Consider the following 23,469-nt stretch of genomic DNA (forward strand, 5'->3'; position numbering starts at 1 on the left):
CCATTACTCTGATTATACTCTAAACCTTGCGCCCAGAACTCTTCCCCCTCTCCGCCGCTAGCGACGGAGAGGCCGAGGAGCGATCGCCTCGTATCCAATTCATTATCAGGACGAGCGACCCGCTCTCATAACTATCTTCTGCAATTCTATTGTGTATTGACCGTGTAAAACCGTTTGCCTGTGCCGATGGGATCCTTCACGGTTTTCGTGGTGCCATCGCCGGTGACGTTCGTCAATGTCTGCCACGAGCTATCCGTCAGGTTGTTTTTGTATAGCACCTGATAGATTGGCCCGAACAAAGTGGGGAACGTGACATCCAGCGTCGCATTGGTTGTTGCCACCACCGGCACTGGAGCGCGCAACTTGAGGTCCATCAAGTCGAGAAAGACCGACCCACCGGTATCCGCATGATGCGTGATTTGGAAACGCACCTTGGCTGTGCCCGGCGGCGCCACCATGAATTTCGGCGTATCAATCAACGTGGTTTCATCCGCCTCATAATGATTGGTCGGCTGCACCTGTATCCACACGTCCGTCGGACTGCTGCTGCTGATGCTCCCCGATTTATAGAACCCCACTATCCCTCCGTTGGCGTCTTGAAATTGAATTTCCAGCCAGCACAATCCTGCGCCACCAATCTTGTCCGCCGAAGGCGTGTAAAGCCAGCCACTGGCGGTATAAACCTGCCCGGGAACTGCGGGACGATCCTGATAAACACCGTTGTAAGTGCCCGTACCCGTGCTGTAAGTCTGCACGGCATCCGCGCCATCGAGCACATTGATCGGCGTGCTGGTATTAAAATAAAATCCGTTGGTGTTCACTTCTGCCGCGCCGTTAAAATTGACCCAGCCGGCGTCCGATGTCGTCGCGAACATACCGCTCTCAAAACTTGGATCAATCAGCAAATTCGTCTTCGCCTGCGCCAACGGAACGACGGATAAATTCGCGCTTGCGACCGCAGTATTTCCGATGGCATTCATGACGAATGCGGAGTATTGCCCCGCGTCGGCCACAACCACATTCGAGATGACGAGGGTATTGGTCGAAGTACCAGAAATGCGGTCGGTATCGCTCAACAGCACAGCGTTATTCGCCGGGCCGTAAAACCATTCATAAGTGAACGGCGCGGTGCCTTGCGCCGTGACACTGAAATGTGCGGTTTGGCCTTCTACCAGCGATTGTGCCGCGAGCGAACCGATCGTTGGATCGGCATTGTTCACCGCTATCACGACTTGTCCCAAACTCGCGAGCGTGGCGGGATTTGCATCCGGCCCGATCAACTCAAACCCATATTGAATATGATGACCGGGCGTCGTGCCAAGCGTGATGGAAAACGACTGGCCGGGAGTCAGTGTGGCCGTCGTCGGAGTATTGAAAGAATAGTCGGGCGCAAAATCCTTGATGAACGCCGTGCAGATGTACGGCGCAATGAGGGTATTCGTCAAACAAGTGCCGTTGAAGGTCAGCGCCTGCCCCGCGAGCGTATCGTCCTGCACATAAAAACTCGCGTCAATATAGCGATTGCCGCTGCCGTCGGCATTCACGTAATTCGTATCCGTGGGATTGTAGAAAAGCGTGTTTGGCTGGAGCGTCAACGTATTCGTGCCATTAAAAAATCCGCGAACATCGTTGGTGGCGACCGCCTGCCCGAACTGATAGACATCACCATTGGCCGGCAATGTGAACACATTCACGAAACCGATCCAGGGCTTCGACGAATCCACAGCGAGAGAGGTCTGCGCCTGGCTTTGACTTGCGGCCATCATAGATGCCGACACCGCCAAACCGGCGGCCAAATATTTAGCTGTGAAGAATGATTTCGATGTGATTTTACCGCTCGTTTGTGGCTGAGCGTGAATACGTGTGGTCATGGATAATTCCTTTAATGGTTTACGAATGAGACTTTGAGTTGCGTCAAATCAGTTACTTGTTCTACGTGACTATGTAATAGTTTGTATTACAATTTTACTTGCTCGTCAATACCTATCTACATTATTTTGTTTTGGCAACGGTTTGTTCTGGTTCTGACATCACCATCCAGTTAGTCTCCGCCGCAACATCATTGACCGCAATTTTTTGCCAATATGCCAAAGCCTCGTAAATCCGCCCTCCTCTTTGCCGCCCTTTGCGTGCTCTGTTTTGGCGCTGCCGCCGACTCGCAAACCGCCGCCACCAACGGCCCAACCAAAGTGGAAATGCGCCATTCCGGCGATGCCTATCAACTTTATGTCGGCGGCAAACCTTTTTACATCAAGGGCGCCGGACTCGAGCGCGCCGACATCGAAAAAATTGCCGAGCATGGCGGCAATTCATTTCGCACCTGGTCGCCACGCGGCGGCGAACAACTGCTCAACACCGCGCAGAAAAATGGCCTCTACGTCACACTCGGTCTTGACATCGGGCGCGAACGCCAGGGTTTTAATTACAACGATCCGCAAGCCGTCGCGCGTCAACTCGAGGCCACGCGGCGTCAAGTTTTGCGTTACAAAGATCATCCCGCGTTGATCATCTGGGCGATTGGCAATGAACTGAATTTGAACTACGAAAACCCCAAAGTGTGGGACGCCGTGAATGGCATTTCAAAAATGATTCACCAGATTGATCCTAATCATCTCACCACCACGCCACTCGCGGGCGTCAATCCAGAGGTCATCGCCGAACTCAAGAAACGCGCGCCCGATCTGGATCTGCTCGCGTTCCAAACTTACGGCGATATCGTCAATCTCCCGCACCATCTCAAGGACGCCGATTGGAACGGTCCGTACATCGTGACCGAATGGGGAGCGACCGGTCATTGGGAAAGTCCCAAGACGGATTGGGGTGCGCCGCTGGAAAACAACAGCACTGTCAAAGGAGATTTATACAAGATGCGTTACGAGACAGCCATCGCCGCTGACCCAAAACATTGCCTGGGCTCGTACGTTTTTTTGTGGGGCCAGAAACAGGAACGCACACCGACCTGGTACGGCGTCTTTCTCAAATCAGGCGAGGAAACCGCGTCGGTTGATTCCCTGCAATACGACTGGACCGGCCAATGGCCGCAGGAACGCGCGCCGCACATTGACGACACGTGGCTCGCCGGCAAAACCGCATCGCAAAATATTCATCTAAAGCCGGGGCAAACTTATCCCGCGCGCATTGCTGCCGAGACAAAAAGTTCCGCCGCATTGAATTATTCCTGGGAAGTGCTTCGGGAGAGTTCTGAAAAAACCGTCGGTGGCGACCATGAAGCCACGCCGGTTCCCCTGCCGAATTTGATCGCCGACTCTTCGAAGAGCGAAATCCAACTTCAAACCCCCGCGCAACCCGGCGCGTATCGTCTCTTCGTCTATGTGTCCGACGGCCACGGCCGCGCCGGGCATGCGAATATTCCGTTCTATGTTGCCCCCTAGCAATGATCCTATCGCAACGATTATCTATTTTGCTTTCTGAACGATAAGCATTTTAACGGGCTCACGATCAGGAACAAGATCAAGCCCTAGCTGGCTGGGCAGCCATTGTTTGAGACTCTCAAGTCTCTCATCCGACGCGCTCCCCAAATTCTCGGGAAGATCGAAATCATAATTTCCTTTCAGCTCGGTTTGATCAATTACCGGAATTTGCAAGATCCATCCAAGGTCGGCGGCCAATCTGGACATTGGCGTGTTTTTATTATGAATCAGACCATTATTTACATGCGTTTTGAGCGAGGCCGCGGTCACCGAGACAGTCGGCTTTAGTCCAAGAGCGTTGGGATAATTTACCTTGAGCACCAGGACATCCGTATCTCTCATTTCATATGCGCCGACCAGGCCAAATTTAGTCTTGATTAAGCCTTGGAGGGCCATTTGTGAATTGTCAGGCAAATTGGCGATGTAATCATAAAAGCCATTGGGCATATTTGAAGGCCAAACGATTTGGCCGGACAGCAAAGGAAAGCCATCTTGAAACGCTCGAATGATAATTTCCTTTGGCGTGGCATGTATGCCGATGAACCGGTATTGCTCCTTGTTTTTTGTGTCATCAATCAGACTCGAAGTCGCGCTATTGACCGTCGTGAATTTTGAACGAACGATCGCCACCTGGGGAAAGGTATTATTAAGTGCCTTTAATCCTTCCTCGCCATTAGGACGGGCTATTTGCCACGCATAAGTTCTGTGTTCGTGAATCTCTTTGGCGGTAAAAGTGATTGCTCCGCCGGCAAGCAAAACTCCCACACCAGTGACGATGGCGGTTTTTACCTTTGTCCATATCATAAGTTTCAGTGCCTTTTCGACGCAGGCTAAGGTTGTAATACTGGTCGTCGCTCCTTTTGCAATCGCGGCTGCGGTGACGGTTTTAGCTGATAACGCAGACGCGGCCTGAATAGAGTTGGTCGAAATTACTCCTCCAATAATTGTAGCCGTGGAAATCACCCCGCGTTTGGCGAATGTCGTCCGCAGCTTTTCGAGAGCCCGACCGATGCGCTTTTTGGCAGCACTCTCACTCGCTCCCAGCGCGACCGCAACTTCATGCACGCTTCTGTTCTGAAAAAATCGAAGCACGATTGTGCGCCGATCTTTTTCATTCAAGCTCGCGATTGCCTCGTCTAGCAACGGAGCAATTTGATGCCATGCTTCATTCTCCGGTTCATTTAATAACGAATGCATGTAGGCCTCTTGCTGGCGTTTCGCGTAGCGCCATCGGGTTTTTATGGCATCGGCAGCCGCAAAGACGGTGGCGCGATGCAGCCAGCTTGGAAGGATGGTTTTGGAACCGAGTGAGGCCGCCTTGCGAGCCAGAATAATGAAAACGGCTTGCGTGATCTCCTCGGCCAGGTGCGGATCGTTTATTTGACGAATCGCCGTTGAATACACGAGATTCAGATAACGGGATACGAGTGTCTCAAATGCCTCATCGGAATGATGGGCAACATACTCTCGCACCAGTTCAATATCGTTATCGGCCATTCATCATTTCATGGCCGCAATAGCGAAAAGGTGACAGTTTATTTTAATCTAATTTTCTGTGGCGAAAACAACGGAAATTGCTTTTCAAACATTATATTTCTCCGGCATCCACCCACGCTCCACGCAATTTCTGAAGTTCCATCCCCCACTCGCTTCAGTACGATACGTCCAGAAATACCAACCGTCGGTCGTATCGTAACTTAGCAGTTGGGCCGCGGCGTAGGCACGCATGCCAGCATCCTGCGTCAGGCCTTTCATCGCGCGCGTTGTGTGCGGCGGCAAACCGCAGGACCATTCACCGACGATGCACCTATGTTTTTCGCGCATCGCATCCAACTGCGTTTTACGATGCACTACCGCGAAATCCACCTGCTCCTCGATGTCCCGTTTTTTGTCCTCGTCGCCGAAGCATTGATACATGTGCGTGTCGAGAATCACATTCTTATAATCCGGTTCAACCAGCGTGTCGCCCCAGACCGTCTGCCGGAATCCATCATGGATAACGACTGAACCTTGCCCCTCCGGGATATGTTTGCGCACGATGGCATACGCCGCGCGATAATATTTTTGTAAAAAATCCAGCGGCACTTCCTTCTTAGGTTCGTTGACCAATTCGATGCCCAACAAATTATCGTGCCCCATACAAAACTCCGCCAACCCTTCGATAATCCGCAACGAGTGATCGTAATTTTCCTGGCTCTTCGGCCAGCCGATTTCGCCGGACCTGCCGCTGTGGTCCCAGCCATTCTGGCTGCCCGGAACGCCGTGCAGATCGAGTAACACACTCAAGCCATTTTCTTTCGCCGTCTTGAATGCCCATTCCAGCGTGTCACGCGCGCTGATATAAGGCGCGTTTTCTTCAAGCACAGCGTAACCGACAGGCAGCCGCACCGAATTGATGCCGCGGGCGGCCAGCCATTTGAAATCGTCAGCGGTGATCCACGTCTCGCGATGTTTTTGCAAACGCGCCGTGGCTTTTTCTTTGCCGAGCTTTTGGCAAAAGGTGTATTCATCCTCGGCATCCACGCCGTCATAAAGTGTCGGCGTGATCCAGCGCTCCAGCACCAGCCAGCCACCGAGATTAACACCGTAGTATTTTTTCGGCACGGGCTTTGTGTCCTGCGCGAGTGCGGGCGCAAGCGAAGCCTGGGCCAATAATGCCATGCCTGCCATACTTGCCGTTTTCAAAAAATCCCGCCGATCCATATAATTCATAATAATAAAAATCTCACCGCGGCGAAGCGAAAATAAAATAGTTAAACTTACTGCGTCCTTTTATGGTGATCTAACTTTTGAAATTATAGCAACGCACCCAAAAGGCAGTAAAAGAGGGCATTGTCCATTTATCACGACGGCTAAAGCACCGGTATCCTCACAATCGCAACCCTTGGCTTCTTCACTTCCCTTCAAATAAACACCGGTAATTATTCCTGGGTGGCAATCTATCATCACAAAGTCTCCTACCATTATGGGCTCTTGAGAATCACCGTAAACAAAACTTACCATATAGGGGACATACTGGAAATTCTGTCCATTCGCAACGGCGCGCACGCGCTGGCGTATCCGGGTTGCGCTCTGTTAAAAAATTCATTATAGCAGTCAGGCGGAGGAATACTAGCTTCCTTCCAGTGATCGCAAAAATGTTACGACCTTGCGCTCGTGGCAACACCACCCTTTCGAGGGGTGGCGAATGTGCCGGTTAAGGATTACCGTGTCCGCAAACATGGCGCGACTGTTTTTTATTGTCTGGCTGTGCGCTTTGATAATGGAAGGACACGCAGCGGGCTTTCTCCATACGCAAGGCGTCACCAATCTCGATAACCAAAATAATCCCATCGAACTGCGCGGCGTGAACCTCGGGAGCTGGCTTTGGCCTGAGTACTACATGATGGGCAATCTCAACCTCGCCGCCTACGGAAATGCCGGCACCGGCACGGGCAACATCAATAATTACTACGACGGCTTTGCCGCCGCGATCCTGGATTTGATGAATGGCAACACGAACCTCACCCGGCAAATCCTCGATGCTTATTGGACAAATTACATCAGCGTGGATGACATTGTTTATCTGCACAGCCAGGGTTTCAACAGCGTGCGAGTGCCGTTTGACTTCGAGGAATTCTTCCAAGTGACCAACTGGGCGAATAATTATCCGTCGAACGGTTTCGACATTAATACTGGCTTCAAATATCTCGACAACCTCGTGGGCTGGTGCGCGACCAATAATATTTATGTGATTCCGGATTTTCATTGTCCGCCGGGCGGTCCGAATAATTATGCCGTGGTGAATTATGGTGGCACTGCAAATACGAATATCGCGAGCGTGTTTGCCAGCGCACCGAATCTCGCGCTTGCGGGCCATATCTGGCAGCGCATTGCCGCGCATTTTGCGACGAACTCCTGGATCGGCGGCTACGATCTGCTCAATGAGCCGGTGAATACCAGCGCCAGTGGCAACCAAGTCGGCTCGCCGATTCTCAGCAACACGTATTCCAATCTTGTGAAAGTCATTCGCGCCGTGGACACGAATCACCTGCTGCTTTGTGAGGGCGACGCTTACGCGAGCACTTTGTTTGACGTGGATAACACGGGTTGGACGGATCCTTACCACAACATTTCTTTCTCCGATCACGATTACGGAAGTCCGCTGCCACTGGGCACAGGGAATCGTTCGACCGCGGTTGGTGCGAATTATCCTGATTGGGCTGGAGAATTCGGCATCAACTCGACGCGCTGGTACAACCGCATCATTTCGACAACGTACGAAAATCCGACGCAGCTTACCTCGAACGGAAAAACTTCGACCATCATCGAAGGCCATTGTTTCTGGGCCTACAAATCCAGCCAATACTATACCGTCGTCCAAAATCCGCAGACGCCGGGGTGGAATATTCTAAAGGCGTATTGGGCATCGCGAAACACTTCGGCGAAACCTTCGATGACGAACGCATACAACTGGCTCATCGCGTATGCGCAAGCCGCGCAATTCACAAATTGCATCGCGCACCCGGAAATCGTGGACAGCCTCATGCGATCGAGTGTCATTCCTTTTGTCGGCACTGGTTTTACTCAGGCAGCATTGCCGTATAAAAACGGCGTGACAATTCCAGGGAAAATTTTTGCGGTGGATTATGACATGGGCGACTCGAATGTGGCTTATGTGGATACCGTTTCCGAAGACACCGCGAATCAAGGCCCGGGCGGCACGGCCTGGAACAATGGATTTTTCGGCCGTGACGACGGCGTGGACACCACGAGTTGCACTGACCCTGGCACGTTGCTGAAAATCGGCTGGAATGACGCAGGCGAATGGCAACGTCACACCGTCACTTGCACGCCCGGCACGTACGATCTTTATATTCGTTATGCTGGCGGCGCAGCAGGCGGACAAATAGATGTGAGTTTGCTCAAGCTCAACGCAGCGAATCACCTGCTCGTATTCGGCAGCAATGATGTATCCGGCACAGTGACGCTGCCGTCCACGGGAAGTTACTCGGCTTATGCGACCTACGTCATGAGCAATTTGGTCGTGACGAATTCGGGAACGGTCGCATTGCAGGTAAATGTCGTTAATCCCGGTTACGATTTGGCGTGGCTGGAATTTTCTCCGGTCAACGGACCGCCGGTTCCCCCAACGGGCGAAAAAATCATCGGCGCGCAATCAGGATTTCCTGCGAACCTGGCCGATGGCGTGATTGCCAATGCTGGCAACGGCGAAGTTTCTCTGAACTGGGTCGCCTCCGAAAACGCATCGGCTTACAAAGTGAAACGCGCCAGCGCCAGCGACGGCCCGTTCGCGACGATTGCGTCAACCGCTTCGCTTGGCTATCTCGACACGGGTTTGACGAATGGACAAAAATATTTCTATACGATCTCCGCCGTAAATAATTTCGGCGAAGGTTCCAACTCGATTGTCGTCAATGCCACGCCGCATTCCACTTCCCTGCCCTCGCCGTTCATGGATGGGGATGTTGGCCAGGCGATTCTTTGGACCGGGGATGCTTCTGATTTGGGTTTTACGGGCGCGGCGAATTTTTCAGGTTCGACGTATAGCGTCACCGGTTCCGGTTTGGATATTTGGACGCAAGCAGACACGTTTCATTTTGCGTATCGCGCGGTATCGGGTGATTGCACAAACATCGTGCGCGTCGCGACTTTGCAAAACACCGATCCGTATGGGAAAGCGGGAATTATGCTGCGCGAAAGCCTCAATCCCGATTCCGTCAATGCCTACATGTGCGTGACCGCGCAAAACGGCGCGCTGTTTACGTGGCGTCCAACTACCGGCGCGGCGAGCACTTCCACCGGACAGGCGAGCGTGGCGGCGCCATATTGGGTGAAGCTGGTTCGCAATGGAAATAATTTTATAGGTTCCACTTCTTCCAACGGCGTCACGTGGACACAGGTGGGCTCGGCGGCGATTTCGATGGCGCAAACTCTTTTCGTAGGCATGGCGGTGACGGCGCATAATAATACGCTCACGAATACCTCGACGTTTAATTCCTTGAGCGTGATCAGCCAATTACCTGCAGCGCCGTTTCATTTAACCGCGACGTTGCAAAACCTATCGGCAAATTTGGCGTGGTCACCCTCGCTTGCGGCGGTCAATTACAATATCAAGCGTGCCGCTTCGCAAAATGACGTTTATGCTACGATTGCCTCCGATATTGTCGTAACCAATTATACGGATACTCCAACGCCTATTGGTGTGACCTATTATTATATGGTGAGCGCGGTTAACGCGAATGGCGAGAGCGCGAATTCCAGCTCGGCGTCGGTGCTCATCACTGCGCCCGCGTTATCGGCGAATCTCGCGAATGGCCAACTCAATCTGTCGTGGCCATCGTCAGCGCCCGGGTTCTCGCTTTATGGAGCAACTAATTTATCGCCGTCAGCCATGTGGTCGCCGATTAAGATTACGCCCACGCTGCAAGGCTCGAATTACGTGATTGATTTACTGATGGGTGAAGGCACGCAGTTTTTCCGACTCAAGTCGCCTTGATCATCCGCCTTTGTTTTGCGCCTTTGCTGCATTGACCTGCCCGATGTATTGCTTCACCAATTCATTGCCAGGATCAAGCCGCAATACCGTCTGAAATTCCTTCATGGCATCGTCTAGTTTGCCTTGCCGCGCAAACGCTACGCCCAGATACAAATGCCCGCGCGCAAAATCGGGACGGCTGCGCACCACGGCCATAAACTCGCCCGCCGCGTCGTCTATCTTGTTCTGCGCCGCAAATTCCACGCCAAGTAAATAATGCGCCTGCCAGAAAATTGGAAACATCGTGACGGCCGCATGAAAATAATTGATGGCGTTGTCGCGATGATGCTGCGCGTCCTCGATTACCGCCTGGCTAAAATAAACAGCGGGACCGTCAGGCTGGATCTTCGCGGCGGTTTGATACTGCGCAATGGCATCGTCCAACCGCCCTTCCATCTGCTCGACAAATCCGAAGTTAAAATAGGTGTCCACGTATCCGGGATTTAATTTTAACGCGCGCGCGAAAAGTATTTCCGCCTCGTTCGTCCTGCCGGAATTCGCCTTGATCAAAGCTAGTTCATTCAGCGCGGGCACATAATCGTCCCGCAAGGCAAGCGCGTTGGAAAAGCAGGTTGCCGCCGCCGAATCATTTCCCGCGCGCATCTGCAACAGACCGGTTTTATAAAATGGCGCGGGAAAACACGGCAGCAATTCGCAGGCGAGTTTCTGCTCGTCAATCGCGTGCGGCAAATCACCGATGCCATCGAGGAATTGCGAAAAATTTTCGTGGAGAAGAGTGTCTTCGGGCGTCGCTTTAACGGCTGCGGCATACATGGCGCGTGAATTATCCGCCGCCGCTCCGGTCAAACTACCGCGCAATTCATTCAGCTTGGCCATGTACATCCGCGCCCGCGCCGCATCGTTCAACTGCTCGGTGAAAGGCGGCTCGGAGACGCGACTATAATTCATCTCCCACAATCGGCAGCGGTCCCACGGCGAGACCGCTAAACTGCGTTCGCACATTTCCTCGGATGCCCAGCTGCCTTTTTTCTTGGCTGCGATTGCGGGCGGAAGAGATTTTTCCACCGCATCCGCAAACGCGCGCGCGAGCAAATAATTTCCTTCAAAATCGAGATGCACATGCTCGTAGAAAAGTTCCTGACCGGAAATTCCGTTCGGCGACGCGTGATCAAGGATTGTTGCGGCATCCACCAACGTGACATTTTTGTCCGCGTTCGCGGCGTCCTTGATGATTTGATTGATGCGGGTGTCCGCACGAAAGGCGAGCGCATCGTAATCGCGGGCCATTTCAAAACCGTGAAGCGCTTGTGTGGCGTTCGTCAACGCGAGTTGGCAGCGGCCCATGCGAAATTGTAGCTCGGCAAATTCAGGATCGAGCGCCGCCGCCTTTGCGTACACCGACAGCGCGGATGGGTAATCCTGGTTGGTTTCAAACGCCGTGCCTTCGCCAAAATAATTATCCCATTCGGTTTTTTGCGCATTGGTCAGTTTAAGCGCATGCAGCGATGCGAACGGCGCGCAGTCTTTCAAATTGCTTCCAACGGTGCTGAGCACCACCGGTACGCCCGCACTGCGTCCCGCGCGAAGGATATCCACGAGATTGCCGCGAAAATTTTCGTAGGTGCGTAAACGGTTCGCGTCGTCGTAACGCAATTGGTGGTCGCGAAACATGTTCATCCCGCTCCATGCTTGCGGCGTCGCGGCGGCTTTCCTGGATTTGCGCGCGGACTCCTCGATCATCTGGCCAATCTTGGTTTTTTTCAGCGCCAGCACCGTGCGCACTGCGGCCAGCGAGGGCGCGCGCTGGCCGAAGACGGTCCCCGCACCGAATGGGCCGACCATTTCATTGTTGCCCATGTAAACGATCCACAGGTCGCCCTGATGACCGGCGCATTCGCGGGCGATGGGCAGGATGGCATGGGAATTGATCGCGGTCATCGCCGCGCAAACAACTTGAAAATCCATGCCCGGATAACGCTCGCGCAAGAGCACTTCGAGATAGCGCCCCGCACCGAAGGACGGATCGGGATCGCCTTGCGCCGCGGACTCACCAAATAAAAAAATACGATATTCATTCGCAGGTTTATCGGCAGCCATTCGCAACGGCAATGGCGTACGCGCAAGCGCTGGCGGAAAAAAGCGATAGCCAAATTTTTCGTTTGTAACGTAGAAGAGCCGCCTGGCAATTTCGACAGGAAGGAAAAATCGCGTGGGATATCCGACCTTCGCAATGCGCAACCCGACCTCGAGCGCACCGAGCAAAAGCAACGGAATAAAAATCGCGATGAACAATCGCCCCAGCCAAAGCTGGCGTTTGGACAGTTTGAGCGGAGGCAAACCGGGCGCTGGTCTTTCCGATAGCACATCGTCAGGCGATGCGCCTTTTTTCCGTGAATGCTTTTTTTGCTTCAAGCGGATTCCAGATGCGTGGTCACAGGTGGATGATGCCGCGCTGGATGGCAGCGGTCACGGCCTCGGTGCGATCGGCGACGCGCAATTTGCCGATGATATTTTTCAGATGCCCTTTGGTCGTGTTTTCGCTGATGTTGAGCACATCGGCGATTTCCTTGTTCGCGAGACCTTTCGCCAGTTCCTGCAGAACCTCCACTTCGCGCGGCGTAAGCTCTTCGAATGAGCGGCGCGACGCGAGACGGGTCGCAACTTCTTTGGGAATCCATCGCTGTCCCGCAAAGACCGCCCGCAATGCGGGAATCAAATTTTCTCCGGTCGAACCTTTGAGCACATAACCCTGCGCACCGGCTTGGAGTGCCCGGTGAATGTCTTCATCACCGTCGAAAGTTGAGAGCATCAGCACTCGCGCTGTTGCGGATTTTTTGCGGATCTCGATGGTGGCTTCGATGCCATTTTTGTTCGGCATGCGCAGGTCCATCAGTACCAGGTCGGGACTGAATTTTACAAATTGATCAACGGCTTCACGTCCATCCGCCGCCTCGGCGACGACCGTGATGTCGGGCTCCGTGTTGACGAGCGACACCAAGCCCATGCGGATCAATGCGTGATCGTCCGCGACTAAAATTCGAATCTTTCCGTCGTTCTTCATCATCAAAAAATTCGCGTCTAAATTATCTGGCGGGTGAAATAATTTTGCCGCTGTTTTCGCAGGAAATCAGCTTCGCAGTTCGGCAGTTTCCGACCATTGCAATTCCTGGGCGACGGTGATGGGAATTTCCACGCGGATATTGGTGCCGGAACCGGGCGCGCTATTAATCATCACCTTTCCCCGAAGACGCTGGGCGCGCTCGGACATGCCGAGTAATCCGAAATGCCCCTCGCGCGGCCCGACGCAATCATCCACGGAAAATCCGCGCCCGTTATCCTCGATTTCCAGGGCGACGGTTTGCGGGCCATAATCGAGGCTGATTTCTATTTCGCTGGCGCCGGAATGTTTGATCACATTCGTCAATGCTTCCTGCGCGATGCGCAATAAATTATCCTCGATGATTTCCGGCAGCGGACGCACCCGCCCGACCGCTTTTACCTCAGCGTGGATTTGCGTGCCATCAGTGATTTGTTTGCAGCTGGCGATCAACGCGCCGCGCAAATCGAATTGTTCCAGCGCGCGCGAACGCAAATCCCAGACGGAACGGCGAACGTCCACCTGGCTTTGCGCGAGAATGTTCCGGGCCAATTCAAAATGATAACTCGCGGCGTCAAGGTCTTTGTGAAAAAGCTTGGCCGTCGTGTCCAGTTGCAGCGCGATGCTCGCCAGAGTCTGCTCGAGCGTGTCGTGAAGTTCCTGCGCGAGACGCGTGCGTTCTGCGAGTCCGCCCTTGAATTGCAACTCTGATTCTTTGCGGGCGGCGATCTGGATTTTTAATTGTTCACTGCGTTCCTTCACACGCACTTCCAGCTGATCGTGGGCATTCTGCAATTCAATTTTTGCCTTTTCCTTCTCATGCACCAATTCGCTCAGCTCGGCGTTTTTGCGCGAGATGACAATCGTCCAAATGATCGCGGCGACCGCGACCATGGAAAAAATGCTGAGTGCGATGCCCAGATTGCGCGGCGTGAGCAAACTTGGCTTGCTGAGAACGCGAAAGCTTGTGTCGGTCGGCAGTAATACCTGCAAGGATTTGAAACGTCCGTCGTCACCACTCTCGGTCAAACAAATGCCGGAAACCTCGATGCGGCCGCCGATGGGGATCGTGGAGAGTTGGGATTCTTCGGTCGAGGTTTCCGCTTCCGCGGTGAAAGAAAGATTTTCGCTTTGCAGCAGGAGAATGGTTTTGTAGCGAGAGGGACCGCCCCTGGGTTGAGGGATCAGGCGAACATTGCGATCCAGCACATTTCCACGTATGGCCATGAATTCGGCGTGATGCAAGCCCGCCTGAACTTGCGCGACCGAAACTGCCCGGGGTTCGGGAATTTGCCGCGGCTCGTCGGTTTTTTGAAACACGGCATCCTCGAGCACAGGTAGAAAATTTTCCAGGTCAGGAAAACCAACCGCCTCAATCACGTCACCGACCGCGAAGACATTGGTATCATGGCTTTTGACATGCAAACCGCCGTTGCCATCATTCAGGAAAACGTCCTGGCCGAGACGCTGGAAAGTCACGACGCCTTTGACATGGACCCGCGTGCCCGGTGTGCCGTCCTTGCGGTATTGCGCGATGTTGTTCAGCGGAAGAATCGGGTCGTTGAAAGGGTTCGTGAGTTCGGATTTTTCAACGATGAAATCGGAGACTTGCGGCACGTATAATATGACGCGGATCAAATGGCGAAGTTTGGCGTTGTAAGAAGCGGCGGCGGTTCCGCGCGCATGCACGGTATCGCCAATGAGGCTGTTCGCATTGATGCCGGGCGGAACCGGCAAATAAGCACGCATGCGGTAACCACCGGAAGCGAGCGTGATCTCAAGCCGGTCGGTTCCGATTTCGACATCGCGCACGACGCCGGTGACTTCCACCCGCTGGCCATCCTCGACGCCGGCCATGACTTGTTCGATGCGCACGTCCTTGGCCGGAGGCAGCGGCGCGACACCGATTTTTTCCCAGCGCGGTTTCGTGATGATGGGCGCAAAGGCACCGGGATGGCTGACACCGGAAACCTGGACGACATCGCCCGGTTGTGGTTGATGTTCGCTGATGTTCTCCACGAATACACCGCCAGTGGAATCCTGCACAAAAAACCGCCCGCCCCAACTTGGCTCGGCGGACGTGACGACTCCGGTGACGTAAACACTGACACCTTTTTGGGCATCGTCCGCCGAGAGTGAGAGCACCTGAGAGCCGTTAGTCAGGACAGTGTCAGTTGAAATATTGGCGGGCGTGGCAAAGGTGGTTGCCTGAGAAAACAGGACGGCGAAAACAGGGAGAGAGCAAATAGTTTTGACCAGCCGCAAAGCCGGGTTTGGGCGGGCTTTGCCAACTCGGATCATGACAAAAGCTAATAAAATCATGGGCAAAAAGTCCAGCAAATTATCCTTCGCGCAATCACCCCCCGAAAGAGGGGTGACGCAATCTTTACAAATGATACCTTAATGTCATGTTCCACGCGAGCCCGCCACGAGTCACTTCGCGACACGGCGTGTCTTCGCACGCAAAAACGCATGACGCCGTAAACCAGCAACGGTCCGTTTAATCAACACGCAACAACATGAAATCAGTCAATGCCCCAAACCCACCCTCAGCCAACTCTATGATAAATTCTCGAACTCCCCGGGAAGAAGGACTCCGCTTTGCCGGCGTCCGCAGCAGCAGACATTTTTCAAAATTTTTCGCAGCGCTGGGCATTGCCGCGCTTCTTGGCGCCGCGAAAACCGCGAGTGCCGATTCCTACACTTGGAATGCCGCCAGCGGAAATTGGAGCACGCCTGGTAATTGGACCCCCATGACCACCGGCCCAAACGGTCCGCTTGCAACCGATACGGTTGTCTTCGGCCCGAACGACACGTCCTCGTCAACCAATTCCGCCGACAATACTGTAGACGCGAGCTTCGCCGGCACTATTGCATCGCTCACTTACAATAACGCCACGGCTGGCGCTCCTCACGTCACCGAAATTGATGCCGGCAAAACTTTGACCGTTACCGGTTCTTTGGTCGTCGGTGGCCTCAATGCCAATCCGGCCGTCACTCAGGTCAACTTTATCGGCGGCGGCTCACTCGTTGCGTCGGTAACCAATGCCACAATTGAAAACTACAACGGCAGTGCCACGACTTCCTCGGCCACGCTGAACCTCTCCGGTCTCTCGTCGTTCGTGTTCAGCAATCCCACTGGAAACCTGAGCATCGCGGACACCACTGGCAGCTTTCTCCGTGCCGGCGGCGCTCTGATCCTCGCCAGCGGCAGCAATAGTATTACTGCGTCGAACATCAATTTGTCCACCAGCGCCACCGCTAATGGCGGTCCTCTGGGTTCGATCACCCTTGGAACCGGCACGAACATCATCAACGTCGCCAATTTCAACGTCTCGAACAACAAGAACAGCGCGTCCGTTTCCAATCAGGCGGGCGGTCTAAGAATTCGCGGCCTCACGGGAACCGATGCATCGCGCGCGAACATTACTCTCGGCAACCGCAACGTCGCCAACAGCACGGGTCAAACCACCGGCAGCTTGCTCTTGAACGGCGCTCCAGTGGACATCAAGGCCGCTACTTTGATCGTCGGCGAAGCCCCGAACGCGGGCGCCGCTTCCAGTGGCGCGGCGGGTCTCGCGGGCAATGGCGTTCTTCAGTTTGACACCGGTGTCATTGATGCAACCTCGTTGATCATGGCGAGCAACACATCCGCGAATTCTTCCGGCGGATTTATAGGCGCCTCCACATCCGCGATAACGGTCGGTGCCAACGCGAAATTGACGGTCGGTTCGGGCATCTCGTTGGCCAGCCAATCCTCCACCGGCCCGGCTACCGGTACGCTAACCATCTCGAACGGAACGGTGGTTTGCAATGGCAACATTACCCAAACCGAATCCGCCACTGGCACAGCGGTTGGTTCCATCGTATTCGTTGGCGGCGGCACGCTGACGGTTGCTGGCTCGATCGGCGGCACAACGAACCCCATCAGTAACTTCACACTCGATAACAATGTGACGTTGCAATTTGCTCTTACTTCGGCAACGCAACCCGCCGTTTCTGCCAGTACGATCACCTGGCCTTCTTCCGACAGCACTCTGAACATCAAGATCTCTTCGGTGCCTGCCGGTCTTAGTGTCGGCTCCTCCGTTCCGCTTTTCACCGCGGTCAACCCCTTGGCTGGCGGCACGGTTTCGTCACCGGTGCTTACTCTTCCGGGCGGAGCCACGGGTAACCTTTCAGTTAGCAACACGACGGTGTATTTGACCTTTACCGGCGGCGTCGGTATCGGCATCGGTGGTGTGAATCAACTGGTCAATCCTGGATTGGAAACAGCCCCGAACAGTACTGGATGGGCTACGGCTGGCAACGCCAATACTATCAACACTGGCAGTGCAACTTATTATAATGCCGGTCTCTGCCCTCCCGACAGTCCCGCGCAGTTGGTTGTCAGCCATACCGGCGTGAACGTCGGCAACATCTACGGCCAGTTCCCCGGGCCTAGTTCCTGGACCCAAACTGCTTCGACGGTCGCAGGTTCCGTTTACACTGCTGGCGCTTATACCCTGGCTTCTCACGAAGACCTGTTGAACGGCACAGCCAGCTTCCATTATGAAGTTGACTTTCTTGATGCCGACGGCGTCCTGCTTTCGGCTTACCAGTCCTATACCATCTCCAATCTGCAATGCGGAGTTGAGGGACCCTTCCCCAAAGATACCTGGGTGTATCTGGCGGTGACGAATCAAATGATCGTCAATAATGGCGTCAATACTGGGGCGCTTTTGGCCACCGTGCCGACTGGTGTGCTCACCGCACCCCCGAATGCCTCGCGAGTTCAATATCGAATCCTCGTCGCCAATCCGAACAGCAACGGTGGTTCGATTTATTGGGATGACGCAAACCTCGGCTTCATCAGTGGACCGTCGGCCCCGGTCGTCTCAGCGATCACTCCAAACCTCGTAACCCTCTGCACGAATACGACTGTCACTGCCACGGTAACGTCGCCGCTCAGCATTATTACCAACATTCAAGTCGTCGTGCGTTCGACAACGCTCGGGGGAATTACAACCAACAGTATTACGAACGGGTTGACCTCCACCAATATCTCGGTTACCGGCATTGGCACGGCCAGCGTAAGTGTCACCTATAATCTCACACCGAACACGATCTATCGCTCCATCTCCGTTGTGGCGACAGACGCGAACGGCGTGGCGGTTTCTTCGCCTTCGGCAGTTTTGGATACGTTGCAACCGTCGCTCGTTATTGAGGCTTCGGACTTTAATTACTCCAACGGCACATTTCAAAATACCCCCCAGAACGGCGGGTTGGCGCTCTATCAAGGCCAAGTCGGCGTTGAAGGTGTGGACGAACACAAGGCTCCCCGCTCTTCAACCCAGAGCTATTATCGTCCGAGCGACGCGGTGATCATCGAAGGCGCTGCCCCGAACACGGGCGTGCCTCCAACTGGCACGGAACAGAAGTTCGTTACTGCCGCAGCCAATGGCGATACCAATGACATCGAAGTTGAAGTCGGCTTCAACAGCGGTGGCGACTGGTTGAACTACACCCGCACTTTCGGCAGTGGCGGCTCGGCTCCTGCCGGTGCTTACAACGTCTGGGCTTATCTCGCCACCAGCGGTAGCGGCGCGGAAATGACCTTGTCGCAAGTCACCAGCGATCCGACTCAACCCAACCAGACTTCAAACGTGTTGGGCAACTTCGGCAATGCATCTTTCACGGATGCCAGCTACAACAGCTTCGTGTATGTGCCATTGGTGGACCAATTCGGCAATCGCGTTTCTGTGACCTTGGGCACGGGCAATCAGACCCTTAAATCCACGGTCGTGGGCAATCCTAACATCGGATTTTACATGCTGGTTCCGGTCGCGCCGATCATCACACCGGCGTTGCAGAATGTTTATCCGGATGGCTCAACTCTGTTCCAGGCCACCAACAAGCTGTCTTATACGGTTAGTCCTGCAAATGGCGCGGCTTTGACGGCTGGCGGAGTTGACCTCGTGGTGAACGGCGCGGACGTGACTTCCCAAACGACCATTACCCCGCTTAATGGAAGCCTTACGGTCACTTATCCGCTTATCGCCAATAGTCTTTACACGGCGACGCTCACGGTAACGAATTCTGGCGGGCTGGTCTCGGTCTTTCCTGTTACTTTCGATACCTTCAATGCGACCAACTATCAGTTGGAGTGTGTGGATTACGACTTCAGTATAGATGGGACGACTGGGGGCATGTTTATTGATAATCCCGTTCCAACTTGCGATGCCAACCAGACCGCGATGGGCACGCTCGCAACGAACAGTTACTTTGGTTTCCCAACGGGAAATCCAAGTGCCATTGCCTTGCAAGGTATTGACATCCACTTCCCGAACGATGGCCAATCAGCCACATCGGAAATCTACCGCAATGACGGTGTCGGCCAGGAAATGACGACCGATACAGGAGTCCGCCCGAAATTCACCGCCGCTCGCACCCTGCTCGGTGATCCGAATATCGGCCCGGTTGACATCGGTTACTACGGTGGCGGCTACTGGATGAATTACACCCGCCATTATCCGGCTGGCACCTATAATGTATGGGGTCGTTTGGCTGGCGGTGCAGGACCATTCAGCGGAACTACGCTCAGCATGGTAACCAGTGGCGTAGGCACTTCAGTCCAATCGAGCAACGTGCTTGGAACCTTTTCGGATCCGAACGCGGCTGGCTGGCAAACGTGGCATTGGATTCCGATGCGTGACGCCAATGGCAACAAGTCCACCGTCACCTTCCTCGGCGGCACTAACACGGCGACGCTTAACCTGACAAGCGGTAACAACCTCAACGCCCAGTTTCTGATGCTCACCGTCGCTCCGATCCAGGTAACCATCACGGGAGCGCCCTCGACCAGCACGCCGGGGGCTATAGGCTTGACGGTCAATACTTTGACCGGGCACACCTACCTCCTGCTCAAGTCGCCCACGCTCAATGGAGCCTATACCCAGGTGGACAGCTTCCCGGGTAATGGCAGCCCGCACACGTTCACTCAGGCGGAAAGCGGGACCGCCGGTTACTTCCGAATACAGGTACAGTAGCCACACTTGCAACAGTGGTGCCTGTAGGCTACTGTCAAATACGTAACATAAATGACTACAAATACGAAAATTAGTAATTGCACCGGCTCCCCCGTTCGCGGGGGGGTCGGTTCCCCTGCTGGTCACGCATTATGCCAATTAAAAGACGGCGCGCGGGCTGGTTTTACCCTGATTGAATTGCTGGTGGTGATCGCCATCATCGCAATTCTCGCAGGGTTGCTATTGCCGGCATTAGCCAAGGCCAAGCAGAAGGCCCAAGGCATTCAATGTATGAGCAACGAAAAACAGTTGTCCCTCGGATGGATCATGTATCAGGGGGATAATAATGGGAAGCTTGCGCTCAATGGGGATGAAGCGGATCAGCCAGCCAGTCTCACGGATCCTTTGATAAAAATTGCCGGTCCGGCGACTCAAAATAATGGCTTGGCCCAATGGTGTCCAGGCCGTCAGGATGCATCATCCGAACTAAGTGCGGCCAATGCCACAGTAAATCTTGGATATCAATGGATTCAGGCGGGCTTGATTTATCCCTATGTCAACAATACTTCGGTATACAAATGTCCGGCGGATAAATACAACTACTCTGCGTTTACCATCCAATATCCGCATGTGCGCAGTATGTCCATGAATACTTGGCTGGCCCCAATTAAGCCGTTTGAAGGCAACACAGCCGTGCAGTTGTTCTATAAAGATTCTGACTTCAATGTTCCGGGGGCTTCGCAAACCTGGCTGTTTATTGACGAGAATCCTTATAGCCTGAATGACGGTTCATTCATTTGCTGGCCGGAGAATTCCGGCACGACCGACGAAAACCAATGGGTGGATTGTCCAGCCTCATATCATAACAACGCCGGGGGCATTTCTTTTTGTGATGGACATGCGCAAATCAAAAAATGGACTGATTCTGGGATCATTACCAGATGGAATGCCGCGCTCAACCCGCCCGGAGGACCTCCCCAATTCGGAAATCCGATGAATACTCGTGTTTCCATGGATGTTCCTAGTATGGATGGAGTATTTTTGAAGACCGCTAGCGGCACCATGAAATAATTCTCCAGGTTCCCTCCATTTTAAAATGGCAAAACAGCGCTCCTTAAAGCGCTGTTTTTTCCGGCTAGTTGATAACCAAGCAAGAGCACAAATAATAGCGTGCAATTTAAGGATCAACAATTACCTATCATACTTTGGCCGCTAGTTGCGCAGACGGTTGTATTATTTTCCCCGCTGAACCAACCGGCAGGATGAAACTCAAAGGCTGTTCACACAACCTGGCCCAAAGTGAATGATAAATCGCATGCCGCTCCGGCGATTGAATTCCCCGCGCGCGAATGGCCACGGACATCGCCAACCAAAAACTTACCGCCAGGTTCATGCAACCAATTCCCAGGATGCCTATCACTCCAAGCCAAAACGCCGCCGTCGTCAATACCGATATTCCGATCGTTGCCGAAGCCGTAACCAGCATGCTTGACGAAAGCGTCACGTGGCGGATGTCCAGCGGCAGCCCGGCGAACTTCGCCACTTCCGGTATCAACCCCAGCATGAATCCGAAGGAAATATTTCCCGCGAGCCCGGCGACATTGCGCGTCCAGAAACGTCCGAACCGCAAGGCGCGACTCGTGCCAAGCACACGAACCAACCGCTGATCCGTCTCCAGTGCTTCGCCGATGCGATGGCACACGAACCAGTTATCCGCCCACGCGGCGGCGAGGCTGGAAGCCCACAACAGCACGCCCGTGAAAGCCGCGTATAAAATGCTCGGCCCGAAAAAAGATACGGCGTGAATCGCCTTCACCGCCCGTTCAGGCGTCATCATCGTCGCTCCGGTGAGCCACAATACCAAAAAATGCAATGCCAGCATCGTAGGCGCAACCAGCGCCAGATTTCCCACGATTGAGGCGAACTGCGACCGGATCAGGCATACGATCTCGTTCACCAGCGCTTCGAGCGCGGCTGGTTCGCGAACTTGATGCATGCGATCCGCCAGCGCGGGTGCAGTATTGGCCGGTTGCTTGGTGGCCAGCGTTGAGCCGGTTAATTGAATCGCGACAAACCCGGTGGAATAATTCACCGACGCCGCAAAGCCTTCCAGCAACCCGGGCAATTCCCAACCAAGAATGATGATCTTGAACCAGGTCGTGAACGCCATGATGACTCCGCCGCCCGCCGCCCGCCGCAGCATTTCGCCATACTCCTTCGGCGTCCGCGCGATATAATGTTCACCCGTCTCACCGCTGCGCTCGACGATTTTTCGCGTCAGCAGATGAAAATTTTGCTGCAACAAAACCATCACACTCTCCCGCGCGCGATTTTCGCGGACCAGCCGCGCGACAAATTCCGCGATCCGATTCAACGGCAGCGCCTGGTCAAAATTAAGTTCCAGCAATATCGCAAACCGATCCAATCCCGCCTCAATGAACGCCAGTTGGTAAACCACATCCGTGCTCACGCCGCGCTTTTCGAGATGCGTCAGCACTTCTTCCGCCGCGTGATGGCACGCATCCGTCAAGGCACGCAGGTGATTGAGTTCCGCGAGTAACGTCGCCGGGTCGCCAGAGTCGCGGGCATTGACAACCGCTTGCAAGGCGCCGGTCAGTTTAAAAAACGGCAGATCCCGCACGCGTTGATGCTTGATGCGCGCGCGAATGGCGGCGGAACAACCGCTGATGCGCAGTTGTGCGGCGAGTTGAAATAGCGCGTCCTCCAATTCCTCGGCCAGCGTGTTCCAGTCGCCCTCCTCATCACTCACGTTGAACTCCAGTAGATCGCGAAAACGCTGCAACGTCGCCTCATCCAATTTTTCGATCCAGGCATCGTCATTGCGATGTGGAAAAAACCGGTCGAACAACACGCCCAGTTCCGTTGCGCCGGGCGGCGGCAGAATTTTTCGCGACAACCTTTCGCCTATTTCCCGCAGCATGCCAAATTGCCGCGGCAAACCCGTCTCACAAAATAATTCCAGCGCGCTCGTCTCGCGAATGATGGACCGTAACGTGCGCGCCACCGAAATTTTCCATTCGGGATTTTTGTCGAGCACGTCCAAGAGCCGCCGCAAACGTCCGGTCTGGATTTGCAATTCGGAAAGCGCCTGCACTTCGTCCTCGTGGCCCGGTCGGCGAATCCATTGAACGACATTCACCAGCCAGTTCAACCGATGTTCCAGCGTGTCCGTGGGCGAAGCCGATGACGCAAGCACATCCAGCGGCGTCAACGCCGAATGTTGCCCCGCAAAACGGTCGAGCCAAAGTTTTAGACGCGGTGCCATGATCCTTTAAGTCCCTTAAACAACAACATGTAAGCGAACATCAGCATCCATCATGCCTCCAAATATTTCTTTCGAGCTTTCTCAAACGAGATAGATTTGCTGATAATTTAAAGAATCCCAGTCCGTCCTTTAATTTCATCACCCGCATT

At 54.0% G+C, this 23,469-nt stretch carries 11 protein-coding genes; 4 read left to right on the plus strand and 7 right to left on the minus strand.

The features are described 5' to 3' along the window. Positions 1 to 146 precede the first annotated feature (146 nt). Entirely contained in the window at positions 147 to 1,766 is a 1,620-nt protein-coding gene (locus VH413_03615) for an immunoglobulin domain-containing protein (GenBank protein HEX3797764.1), read from the minus strand. A gap of 318 nt (positions 1,767 to 2,084) precedes the next feature. Between VH413_03615 and VH413_03620 the strand changes: the two genes are divergently transcribed. Next, on the plus strand, positions 2,085 to 3,392 hold the full coding sequence (locus VH413_03620; protein ID HEX3797765.1) for a glycoside hydrolase family 2 TIM barrel-domain containing protein: 1,308 nt from the start codon (positions 2,085 to 2,087) through the stop codon (positions 3,390 to 3,392). 24 nt (positions 3,393 to 3,416) lie between these two features. Here the strand turns inward: VH413_03620 and VH413_03625 are convergent, their stop codons facing one another. Together VH413_03625 and VH413_03630 are read right to left on the minus strand one after the other, a co-directional pair. Further along, entirely contained in the window at positions 3,417 to 4,928 is a 1,512-nt protein-coding gene (locus tag VH413_03625) for a TIGR03435 family protein (protein HEX3797766.1), read from the minus strand. 84 nt (positions 4,929 to 5,012) lie between these two features. Beyond that, on the minus strand, positions 5,013 to 6,116 hold the full coding sequence (locus VH413_03630) for a glycoside hydrolase family 5 protein (GenBank protein HEX3797767.1): 1,104 nt from the start codon (positions 6,114 to 6,116) through the stop codon (positions 5,013 to 5,015). Between the two features lie 577 nt (positions 6,117 to 6,693). On the opposite strand from VH413_03630, the gene VH413_03635 reads away from it, so the two are divergent. After that, positions 6,694 to 9,930, plus strand: a complete 3,237-nt coding sequence (locus VH413_03635; protein ID HEX3797768.1) for a cellulase family glycosylhydrolase — start codon at positions 6,694 to 6,696, stop codon at positions 9,928 to 9,930. Here the strand turns inward: VH413_03635 and VH413_03640 are convergent, their stop codons facing one another. The 3 genes from VH413_03640 to VH413_03650 all read right to left on the minus strand — a co-directional run bounded on the left by VH413_03640 (position 9,931) and on the right by VH413_03650 (position 15,349). Continuing rightward, positions 9,931 to 12,267, minus strand: coding sequence for a tetratricopeptide repeat protein (locus VH413_03640; GenBank protein HEX3797769.1), 2,337 nt, complete (start codon positions 12,265 to 12,267; stop codon positions 9,931 to 9,933). It abuts the gene before it with no gap. Between the two features lie 94 nt (positions 12,268 to 12,361). After that, the gene (locus VH413_03645; protein HEX3797770.1) at positions 12,362 to 12,994 is read right to left on the minus strand and encodes a response regulator transcription factor; all 633 of its coding nucleotides are present in this window, start codon (positions 12,992 to 12,994) and stop codon (positions 12,362 to 12,364) included. Positions 12,995 to 13,057: 63 nt separating this feature from the next. After that, positions 13,058 to 15,349, minus strand: coding sequence for a histidine kinase (locus VH413_03650; GenBank protein ID HEX3797771.1), 2,292 nt, complete (start codon positions 15,347 to 15,349; stop codon positions 13,058 to 13,060). Between the two features lie 239 nt (positions 15,350 to 15,588). Between VH413_03650 and VH413_03655 the strand changes: the two genes are divergently transcribed. Continuing rightward, on the plus strand, positions 15,589 to 20,055 hold the full coding sequence (locus VH413_03655) for a hypothetical protein (protein ID HEX3797772.1): 4,467 nt from the start codon (positions 15,589 to 15,591) through the stop codon (positions 20,053 to 20,055). 51 nt (positions 20,056 to 20,106) lie between these two features. Then, positions 20,107 to 21,105, plus strand: a complete 999-nt coding sequence (locus VH413_03660; protein ID HEX3797773.1) for a prepilin-type N-terminal cleavage/methylation domain-containing protein — start codon at positions 20,107 to 20,109, stop codon at positions 21,103 to 21,105. Positions 21,106 to 21,232: 127 nt separating this feature from the next. Here VH413_03660 and VH413_03665 read toward each other — a convergent pair whose 3' ends face one another. Beyond that, positions 21,233 to 23,320: a hypothetical protein gene (locus tag VH413_03665; protein HEX3797774.1), complete on the minus strand. Its 2,088-nt coding sequence runs from the start codon at positions 23,318 to 23,320 to the stop codon at positions 21,233 to 21,235. Positions 23,321 to 23,469: the final 149 nt, after the last annotated feature.

The organism is Verrucomicrobiia bacterium (genome assembly GCA_036268055.1).
GTDB lineage: Bacteria > Verrucomicrobiota > Verrucomicrobiia > Limisphaerales > Pedosphaeraceae > DATAUW01.